Consider the following 9,037-nt stretch of genomic DNA (forward strand, 5'->3'; position numbering starts at 1 on the left):
GCGTGCGAGATGACGGCCCCGGCATGCCGGAGATGGAGGCGGATATCCTCGAAACGGGAGAAGAGACGCCACTCAATCACGGCGGAGGGCTCGGTCTGTGGATGGTTCGAATGATCGTCACGCAAGCCGGCGGTGATGTGTCCGTAGCGACAACCGACGGGACGGAGGTTAAGTTGCGGGTGCCGGCGTAGTTGTTATCAGAGGCAATCTGCGTCAAATCGACTGAATGTTGGTTATGCGAGAACACGGTTGAGAGTGAAACGGTGGGAGGAATGTCTTCTCGGCACGTTGCCGAGGTTCAATTATTTGTGCTGATTGTAACTTCCACATATTTCACCAAATTTCTAACGGATATAAGGTAGATCATTAGTCGTCGCGGTATATGTGTACCCTGTACTGAGCGATCACTCCCCTCCACAGACCAACCTCGGTTCGTATCACACTCGCGCCCTGTATCTTGCACGGCACTCAAAACATCACTTGAAACTGGTAGGATTCCCGTCGATCAGTTCGCACTCTTCAGTGACCAGCCGTTCGGACAATGATACGTCTGAGAATACTGAGGTATTCGGAACGCGGCTGTCTACTCTGAAATCTGAAAGTGTTCTATCTCATCTGACCCACATGTGGGACACTTATCTGCGCCCGGCCCAAGGTTCCCACCGCACTGGCGACACTCCACAACTATCTCTGTCTCGTCACTGGGCAGTAGCCGAGTAAGTACTGTGCGGATACTCATGAGTCCAGTGTTTTGGTGGCTATGAATTAATGCTACTGACGATATGTATCTTCCCATAATCCGGTGCGTCAACCCACAAAGCCGCCAAAGGCTTACGTTCCCCCCCAGATGAGATTCATTTGGAAGGAACACTGTCACACGCTCCTTCCCCTCTTCCATGAACGCTGACGAATCGTCCCTCGGTCGTTGCCCGGAATGTGGTGAGGACATATCGGAAGCGTGGATTCTTGTTGAGTACAAAAAGAACGACGGCACTGAGGGCGTGTGGGCCGAGTGTCCGGCGTGTGGGGACGTTATAGCGCCGGAGTAGCCGGCAGACAGCAGAATAAACTGTTGTTCGTCGCGTATCCGGTGTAAGACTACCCACCAGTTGAACGAGTATGGTAAGATGTCCCGGAGTCAAAACTGGTGAGCTCGGTAATACGCTGCTCCAGTTCTTCGATTTCGGCTTGGAGCTCGGTTGTGTCTTCATCGGCTCCAGCCAACTGGTCTTTGAGCCCTTGGAGACGGGTTTGCTTTGTTTCTTCGTCGACGTCTGCCTTGCGTACGTACTCGCTCTCCTCGATATCGAACACATCGGATTCAGAGAGTGACGTTACTTCTAATGCGTCGTCAACTTTGCTCGTATCGACGCTCATCACACGCTCAGGGGCAATCCCTTGCGCCTCCAGTCGCTCAAGGACTGTCTCGTCATCTTTGAGTGTCCGATTTTGGCGGACAGTCCGTTGGACGGACCCGTACTGTCCGCTTACCGGTTGATCGTGGTGGAGGCGGTCAAGCAAGACACCACGAACGTCTTGTCGAAGATCGTTGGCGTTGCGCTGGACATCAGAAAGCAACGTGTAGAGATTCACAAGCGTCGGCACGTCTAGATCGGTGAGTGATGTCACATCGTGCTGCTCGAGCGCGTCGATCAACAGGAGGGCATCTGCATAGACCGGAATATCGGGCTCTTCTCGTGTCCCATCGTCGTGTTCGACCGTATGTGCATCGACGAGCGGCGACGGTGTTGGCGTCTCGCTTTCGGAGAGCATGCCGTCTCGATCATCGATCGTGAATCGCGGATGCAGACTCATCACGGTTGCATACGCTTCAGCGCCGGGTGGGAGACGATCGAGATCGAACGCTCCAGCCGCATCGTCAACGCGCTGGAACAGCGTCTCGAACTGCTCTCGCTGGAGCGGGACGGTCTCACTGTCGGCCTGAAACTCGATCAGCACTCGGTGTTGCTGGACGTCGGTAATCTGAAACGGCTTCTGGGAAAGCGGAGTGAGGAGTGTGGCGTCTGCTGGAAGCTCTTCCACATTATCGACTAGATTGGTCCACGTCACTCGAAACGACATACTGGCGATTCAGTACTGTGGGACAAAAGCACACGGGCGTACGTGAGACGACACCCACGTTGGTTAACCAACAATGTGCAACAGTGAGGTCCGCCTGTTGGTTAATCAGCGGCATCCATGTTCTTCAAATCGACACGCGCCATGCGACCCACCGAAACAGATGCGACGGTTTCGGGGAGTAACCACTCAAGCGTCAAGTGACGCAGAGATCCGAATCGGCCGGTACTGATCGGCTTCAGTGAGGATATGTCGGCCGACGGGTGTTGAATCGTAGTTCAACACCTCGCCTAGGCCGACTACTACTCTCTAATTTCAAGGCCTTTGAGAGAACCATATCAACAATCTGCGCCACAAGAGGGATAAAAAATCAAAGGCGGTGAGCTCATCGGAAGCGTTGTGTGTGGCCTCCTTCCCGCTGTGAGGACACCTATCTCCCCATCTTGAATCGGGGGTTCAGCCGGTCAGAACGCATTTGATACTAGCGTGTGTGCCCACAGAGCACGGTGGATCTGTATAGTGTATATCGCAATACGAATTCTGTGTGACTCGCGTCTGACGCAGTTTTATATAGAATATACCTATAGGCTATACCTGTATGCTGGACTACAGGGGTGATTGGCATGTCCGCTGAGACGATGCGGGCTGCAGTTTATATCGACAAGGGAGGCACAGGAAAGACAACTAATGCTGGACATCTGGGAGCAGCGCTGAGCGAACTCGGGTCCGATGTTCTGCTAATTGATCTCGCAGGAAAGCAAAGCGACCTCGCGGATGCGCTTGGTGTCTACGAGCAGGTTCAAGAAGACATCGAGAACGAGGATGACTTCCCGAACGTGGCGACAACGATGGGAAATCGCTGGGGGGATGTCGCTGAGATGGTCGGAGCAGAAGACGCAGTTGACCGGCTAGTGTACGAAACTGACTCTGGTGTCGATCTAATCCCGGCACACTCCGATCTTGATGGGCTTGATGCTGATCTTGGAAATGTCGATGATGTCGATGAGCGATACAATCGCCTCCGCCTGTTCCTTGACGAGTATATCGATCCTCTCGACCGTTGGGACATTGTCTTGCTCGATATGCCCGGACTGGCGAATAATATCACGTATAACGGTCTCTGGGCTGCTCGAAATGTCGTCACTCCAGTTGCGATGGGCTCCTTTGAGCTGAAACAGGCACGGTCGTTGAAAACCGATCTCGAGACAATCAGAGAGAGTTACGGCGAAGATGTCCGTCTACAAATGGTGATCCCAAATCTGTACGACCGCCGAACAAACCTCCATCGAGAAATGTTAGAGCAATTTGAAGCTGACTTCCCCGAATTGATCGCACCGGAGTTCGTCGTCGATTCACAACAGATCCGCACTGCAACTGAGCGCGGGCAGACACTATTTGATCTCCCCGACGAGGAACTCGCGAAGACTGGTAAAGACGCAAAGAGTGCTTTCCTCAAGAACGCAGAGGAACTTCACGACCGATTACAGAAGAGAAACTAATGACAGATACTGACGAAGAACTCGAAAAACTCCGTGAGCAAGAATCGAAAGGGAACCGCCTCGACCGAGAAAATCCACAGTCTCAGCCTGACTTTGCGGATGCAATCGAAGAGGCACTGGCTGCCGTTGCTGAGGGAGATACCTCCGATACAATCACTGCATACGATCCCCGACTGGCCGCTGTGCTCGAAGCCCTCGAGCAGGAAGGAAAGATGGACGACGTATTCGAGCAACTTCAAGCGTCATATGACGGCGATTCAGGGCTGGCAAAACCCTCTCGGAGTGCCATTATCAGACTCGCCGTCCGTGTCGGTCTACAGGATGGAACAGACGATGTATTAGACGATCTAGAGGAAGCAATAACTCGACGAGAGACGACGACAGTCTGAATCACCTATAGGCAAAATGCATAGGGCATACCTATAGGCTAAATATAAATACCAGATCTGTCAACAGCTATCTCGATGGGGATGAGTTGCGGAATATGCGTACACCTCGTCAATTTCGCTGACTTCAGCTGAGATATACAGTAGTGTGGTATGAATTCACTAACTACTCTCGCTAGTTACGACTATCATGTTAGTCTCGCGGAATCGGTCAACCGACACACCAAGCCGGCTCAACAGCAGGTGCCACGAGATATCTCGTACCCGTGCTTTCGACATTGACGCGTGATCGACCCATCTCCAATTAGTTAGTAGGTCATCTATTATTTCGATGTCAACAGACAATTTGCCGACCTCTTTTGCATAGCCATTATTATCCACAGCGTAGGTCACGAAGAAGTAGATATACCTTTTCGGAGAGTAGTCTATCGATTCAATGAATAAATCTACATGATTTGACCACCAAATTCGAAATTCTCCATATCCACCAGATGGATATCGATTGACCGCCCCCTTAGATTCGATGTTGACTTCGTGGTGGTTGTCACTAAATCCGGTAGTGTCGATACATGTCTTGTCTCCCGGATACCGCATAAAGAAACCATCCACGTCAAAGACTGCTGTTGCGAGTCGTTCGATGTTGTAGCCTCGCGCCGCCGCTGTACTCGATCCTCTTCCACTACAGCGATTTGCACGGTACGCGCTTCGGACATCCTCAAGCATCAGATCTGGATTGGCAACCCAGTCGACGTCCTCTCCGCTACTGATCCTCACGGCCGTCACCCCGACTGGTGAACTGGGTGATCGCCGTACTCAGCTCGGTTGAGTCATACAGAATGAGTTGGACTCGCATATACAAAGTCAAAAATATGCGTATACAAAGAATTACCTATTCATCAACGATGCTATGTGAGGGTGCTGGAGAGACGGTGTATGCGCCAGCGTGCAGAATGGATGGTGCCATCAGACGATCCTATCTTGGAATATTTGGCTGACGCTGGCGAGGTTCCACCCGCCGTCATTGGACGAAATATCGATTCGCACCCAAATTACGTCGGAGAACGCTGCCGTTTGCTTGCCAAGTATGGTCTCGTGAACCGACGTGACGATGGATACTATGCGCTTACTGCTGACGGTCGTGACTACTTGGTCGGGGATCTTGATGCTGATCAGCTGACGGCAGGCCCGGACTAACGCCACATCTCCCGGATTCTTTCGACTAGTGGGTACAGTAGTTCAGGAATCGTGGCGGTCATCTACCGACCACGGGGGTGAGACCGGTACCATGACCTCTAAAGAGAGCAATTAGCCGCCGTTTTCAGCACGTTTCTGCTCGGCTCGATTGCGAAGTGACTGAACGTATTCCCGAACGCGATCCTCTGGGAGATTGAACTGTGCGGATACCCACTGCATCGACATGGTGGGCTGGGCCGCGTAGTAGGCCATGAGGACGTCCTCACGGGAGCGAGCGACCGCTGGTGGTGCGCCCCGTTCTCCCGTCTTTTCTTCTCTGAAGCCGCCTGTGACCGTCTGTACGTCGGCGTACAGTCGGGCCTTGTCCGGGTTCTGGAACGTTTGATGCGACCCATCGGGCCTTCGTAATGATACTGGTTGTAGTCGCCGTTGCGTTCCTCCTCAACAATTCGGCAGCTGTGGGCGTACTCCTCGATTACTGATTCACTCATTTTCCCATCCTTCGCCCACGGCAGGGATCAGGTCGTCATAGAGGCCAAACTTGTAGATGCCGTCTGCTCCCTCTGCCCCGTGAAGATACGGTTCACGCACGTCTTTCTCGAAGTTCTGGTACTGATCCTCAATATAAACTTGATCTTCAGTGTCTCCTTGGTTGTTGCTGTCTCCACGAATCGCTTCGGTCCTGACAGCCTTGGGAATGACCCCGTCGTGAAGGTCTGAGTTCTTCACCGAGTGTGCCGACGAGAACGTGTGCCGACCTTGATGATACACCACCTTCTGCTCTGTACTGTATGTGGTATCAAACTCATCGTAGTTTTCGGCGGTCTGTTGTGGCCCCCAGAAGATTGACCGCCAGTGAACTGCTGAACAGTTACGGCAACGGTACCGCCGTCCAGTCTTCTCGCCAGTCTCCAAGTTCTGCGCTGTGACAGGCGTATTGCAGGTTGGACATTCCTCTAGTGATTCTTCTCGTGCAAAACGACGGATGCTATCGACGTAGGTCTCAAGCCAAAGCCGACACTCCACTGTGTTGGTGACAGGTCGTCTAACCGAGCTAGCTCCAATCGCAAACAGGGGATGTAGGTCACGGTGAAAAGTTGGTGGCCTCACAAGAAGCCATTCGATGAGCGCCGTTTTGAGTTCACTGTCAACCGGCATGACGCTCCCGGTGTCTCGTTTTCGCTTGTTTCCGGCTTCTCGAATCTCTCCGTCGCCTTCCCATCCGGGCGTGTTGTCATTCGGCATTTCACTGCCTTTAGTAAAGTTCCCGTAGATCAGGAGGGTGTCGGGCCGATCTCGAACCCGAGGGTCGAGATTGATATCGTGCTTGGCGATAATCTGATCGAAGACGGGGTGAGCGATATTGAGACAGCGAAGATCCAGATTGATAGTTTCGCCCTTTCGGTTCCCGAGCTTGAACGCTAGTAGCCACATCGCCCGAGCGAACGGAGTATCCAACCAATTCATGAATGTCTTGAGTCGTGTGAGAGGGATGTATGGCCGGCCGGCATCTCCCAACTCGTCCTCGTATTCGTCACGGAAGTCGCTAAGAGGCGTGCGAACAGGATTGCCTGCAAAGGCGTCTTCTTCATTAAGTGTCGTGTAGAAACTTCTCAAGCCTTGGAGATACCCTTCAATTGTCCCCAATCCCAACTTTTGACGCGGGATCAGACTCTCATTTTTCCATTCCTCAACGTCGCTTTCAACTGCGTCCCGGACGCCGAGGATATCGTATTTATTCTCAGGGGCTATTTGCGTCAGCAAATATTCTTCAAAATCTCGAACCTGTCTTAGGTACCTTTTACGATTGCTGTCTCCAAGTTTATCCAGCTTCCCACTCTCGTATGCGTCGATAGGCGAGGTTCGCCACTGTTCCTTGGCAGTGTTCCGACGGTCAGTTCTGGTTTCTGTTTGCGTCCGTTCAAGATCACGTTTTAGACTCTTCTCATCACTTTCTACATGGTTTTCATCAATTTCATCAGTCATTTTTGTAGATCACTGGCTCCCCATTATTGTTGACTGTGTAGCTAATCTGATCGCGTTCTTCGAGATAATCAAGTGCCTCACTCAGACGATTTTTTTGTTCCTTGGTTGTCCCAAAGATTTCTGTTCGGAGCTCATCTTTTGTTGCTGCTCTATTCTTGTCTGTCGGCAGAATAGCCAGAATCTCATCTTCAGTCCCCTCAGCATCGGTGGTCAGGTCATCTTGGAGAGCGGCTGCTTCGTCGTCTTCGACCAACTGCTGGAGCATCTTGCGGTCAAGCTTCCCTGATGATTGGAACAGTCGCCGCCCCGCATGGAGATGCTTGCGGACATATTCTGACCGGCTCATGCCGAGATTGCCAGCCTCGTTGTCAATCTCATCAACCACATCTTCAGGCAATGTGATAGACATTGAGATACCCATATATGCCTATTAGGTGGGTAATAATATAAGCCTTTTTACTGTACCAATCAGTCAATCTGATTCAGAAGTATTTATTTATATATTTTATATATCCATAATTATTTGTTCAATATGGGTCATTCCCGTAGAACCATACTCAGTAATCAAAAACACACTATTTGTGTGCCAACTGCCTATTGAGAAGGTGATAGAAAGAAATATATCCCACCTAGTCACAAAAAAGAGTAAATGGATAGTTCCGATGCCGTTCTCAGACGCGAGATTGAGATCGACAAACCGCAGCACAAGTACCAGTGTCTCCAGCTGGACACTCGTGGTCGCGTGACAATCCCGAAGTCCGTCAGAGCGCAATTTTCTATTGATCCCGAAGACGATCTGGAGTACTGGGTCAATCTTGAAATAACCAGCATTGAGGTCCGAGATCCGAGCGGAGGTGACGGCTCAGAGTAGCCACTCAGAATGTACGTGTTAGCCCCAAGAGGGGCTGACACGGGCCACGTACGATTCAGCGCATGTGATTGTGGAAAGGTCCTGTGCGCTGAACCGTTACTGTGTGTGGGCCGTGCTTGTCCCTCTGCGTCCCAGAGTATTAGTTTTGCCTCATTGGTAGCTAAGTTGCTATTCTGGAGGGATGAGTCGTGAGCCTCAATAATTTTGGCGGTGAGGGATTCGCTGACCAGCCGTCGATCATCTACTCATTTGGAGGATCTGGCGACGAGGAGATCCGCGAGATGGTCAGATCAACGATGGCCGGTCTGGGTAAGGTGGTTCGTGGAGGCAATCACCAGCGAATCGGCGACATAACTGTGGCCGAGGTTTCGGAGATGACGGGGGTGACGGCATAGGGTAGCCACTAGTGTATGTATGAATCAGCCCCGGAGCGGGGGGCTGACACGGGTCACACAAAACGGGACAGCACAACAGTCTGTGGACAGGGGTGGTGTGCTGAACCGTTCACAGATGTGATCCGTGTACGCTTCTCGCTCTCACAGCGACTTAATCGCTCCGCTACGGTAATTGAGCCTCTCACTAATAGCTCAGAAGCTGTCCGGAGCAAGGCTTCTGTGAGCCGATCGCTCATCAGCGTTGCCGGCGTCTTCTGGTTTTGCGGTAGTAGTAGGAGAGGTCAGAACACCACCAGTAGCCTCAATTTCTGGGGCTGTCCCACACTTTGGCGGGACTCCACCCACAATCAGAACGTGGGTTCTTGCGCGGATCGACTGTCCCAAAGCCTACTATCAGTTTTCGTATGGGTGTCAGACACCCCCGTGAGTATTAAGGGTGATGCCGGTGCTATATCACGATATGCACGGCTAGGCGATGTCATAAATGGGGGGAAGATCCCCTGTTGGCAGCAGGGGCCGCTTTGGAAGGGGCGGGCTGGCACCCGCCCGAGGATACATCCTACTCCTCATTTCTTCCGAAGTGGTCTTAATCGTTGCGGTGGTGAGAGGCATTTCTGCCTTTTGCCC

Annotated in this window: 10 protein-coding genes; 6 read left to right on the top strand and 4 right to left on the bottom strand. The window is 52.0% G+C overall.

Annotated elements, in window-relative coordinates; genetic code table 11:
* Window positions 1-191, top strand: a 191-nt coding sequence (locus N5096_RS16130; protein WP_267665803.1) for an ATP-binding protein, incomplete at its 5' end; no start/stop codon positions are given.
* A gap of 705 nt (window positions 192-896) precedes the next feature.
* Complete coding sequence (locus N5096_RS16625; protein WP_309243319.1) at window positions 897-1,049, top strand: DUF7837 family putative zinc-binding protein; 153 nt, start codon at window positions 897-899, stop codon at window positions 1,047-1,049.
* Between the two features lie 49 nt (window positions 1,050-1,098).
* Here the strand turns inward: N5096_RS16625 and N5096_RS16135 are convergent, their stop codons facing one another.
* Window positions 1,099-2,082, bottom strand: a complete 984-nt coding sequence (locus tag N5096_RS16135) for a DUF7983 family protein (RefSeq protein ID WP_267665804.1) — start codon at window positions 2,080-2,082, stop codon at window positions 1,099-1,101.
* Window positions 2,083-2,702: 620 nt separating this feature from the next.
* Here N5096_RS16135 and N5096_RS16140 point away from each other — a divergent pair.
* Together N5096_RS16140 and N5096_RS16145 are read left to right on the top strand one after the other, a co-directional pair.
* Complete coding sequence (locus tag N5096_RS16140) at window positions 2,703-3,578, top strand: ParA family protein (protein ID WP_267665805.1); 876 nt, start codon at window positions 2,703-2,705, stop codon at window positions 3,576-3,578.
* Window positions 3,578-3,967 carry a DUF8115 family protein gene (locus tag N5096_RS16145; RefSeq protein WP_267665806.1) on the top strand — a complete coding sequence of 130 codons (390 nt, stop codon included), beginning with the start codon at window positions 3,578-3,580 and terminating at the stop codon, window positions 3,965-3,967. Before N5096_RS16140 ends, N5096_RS16145 begins: the two co-directional genes overlap by 1 nt.
* A gap of 159 nt (window positions 3,968-4,126) precedes the next feature.
* On the opposite strand, the gene N5096_RS16150 is transcribed toward N5096_RS16145, so the two are convergent.
* From N5096_RS16150 to N5096_RS16160, 3 genes are all read right to left on the bottom strand, one after another.
* Window positions 4,127-4,738, bottom strand: coding sequence for a PD-(D/E)XK family putative nuclease (locus N5096_RS16150; protein ID WP_267665807.1), 612 nt, complete (start codon window positions 4,736-4,738; stop codon window positions 4,127-4,129).
* Window positions 4,739-5,641: 903 nt separating this feature from the next.
* Complete coding sequence (locus N5096_RS16155; protein WP_267665808.1) at window positions 5,642-7,144, bottom strand: MutS family DNA mismatch repair protein; 1,503 nt, start codon at window positions 7,142-7,144, stop codon at window positions 5,642-5,644.
* Window positions 7,137-7,565 carry a ribbon-helix-helix domain-containing protein gene (locus N5096_RS16160; protein ID WP_267665809.1) on the bottom strand — a complete coding sequence of 143 codons (429 nt, stop codon included), beginning with the start codon at window positions 7,563-7,565 and terminating at the stop codon, window positions 7,137-7,139. Before N5096_RS16160 ends, N5096_RS16155 begins: the two co-directional genes overlap by 8 nt.
* A 228-nt stretch (window positions 7,566-7,793) precedes the next feature.
* Between N5096_RS16160 and N5096_RS16165 the strand changes: the two genes are divergently transcribed.
* On the top strand, window positions 7,794-8,015 hold the full coding sequence (locus N5096_RS16165) for an AbrB/MazE/SpoVT family DNA-binding domain-containing protein (RefSeq protein WP_267665810.1): 222 nt from the start codon (window positions 7,794-7,796) through the stop codon (window positions 8,013-8,015).
* Window positions 8,016-8,203: 188 nt separating this feature from the next.
* Window positions 8,204-8,410, top strand: coding sequence for a hypothetical protein (locus N5096_RS16170; protein WP_267665811.1), 207 nt, complete (start codon window positions 8,204-8,206; stop codon window positions 8,408-8,410).
* Window positions 8,411-9,037 lie beyond the last annotated feature (627 nt).

It is taken from the genome of Halorubrum yunnanense (genome assembly GCF_026586675.1).
Taxonomy (GTDB): Archaea; Halobacteriota; Halobacteria; order Halobacteriales; family Haloferacaceae; genus Halorubrum; species Halorubrum yunnanense.

Excerpts from the sequence above, each read along its gene's own strand:
- N5096_RS16145 (WP_267665806.1), top strand. The coding sequence starts at position 3,578 with ATGACAGATACTGACGAAGAACTCGAAAAACTCCGTGAGCAAGAATCG.
- N5096_RS16625 (WP_309243319.1), top strand. The coding sequence starts at position 897 with ATGAACGCTGACGAATCGTCCCTCGGTCGTTGCCCGGAATGTGGTGAG.
- N5096_RS16160 (WP_267665809.1), bottom strand. The coding sequence starts at position 7,565 with ATGGGTATCTCAATGTCTATCACATTGCCTGAAGATGTGGTTGATGAG.
- N5096_RS16140 (WP_267665805.1), top strand. The coding sequence starts at position 2,703 with ATGTCCGCTGAGACGATGCGGGCTGCAGTTTATATCGACAAGGGAGGC.
- N5096_RS16155 (WP_267665808.1), bottom strand. The coding sequence starts at position 7,144 with ATGACTGATGAAATTGATGAAAACCATGTAGAAAGTGATGAGAAGAGT.
- N5096_RS16135 (WP_267665804.1), bottom strand. The coding sequence starts at position 2,082 with ATGTCGTTTCGAGTGACGTGGACCAATCTAGTCGATAATGTGGAAGAG.
- N5096_RS16165 (WP_267665810.1), top strand. The coding sequence starts at position 7,794 with ATGGATAGTTCCGATGCCGTTCTCAGACGCGAGATTGAGATCGACAAA.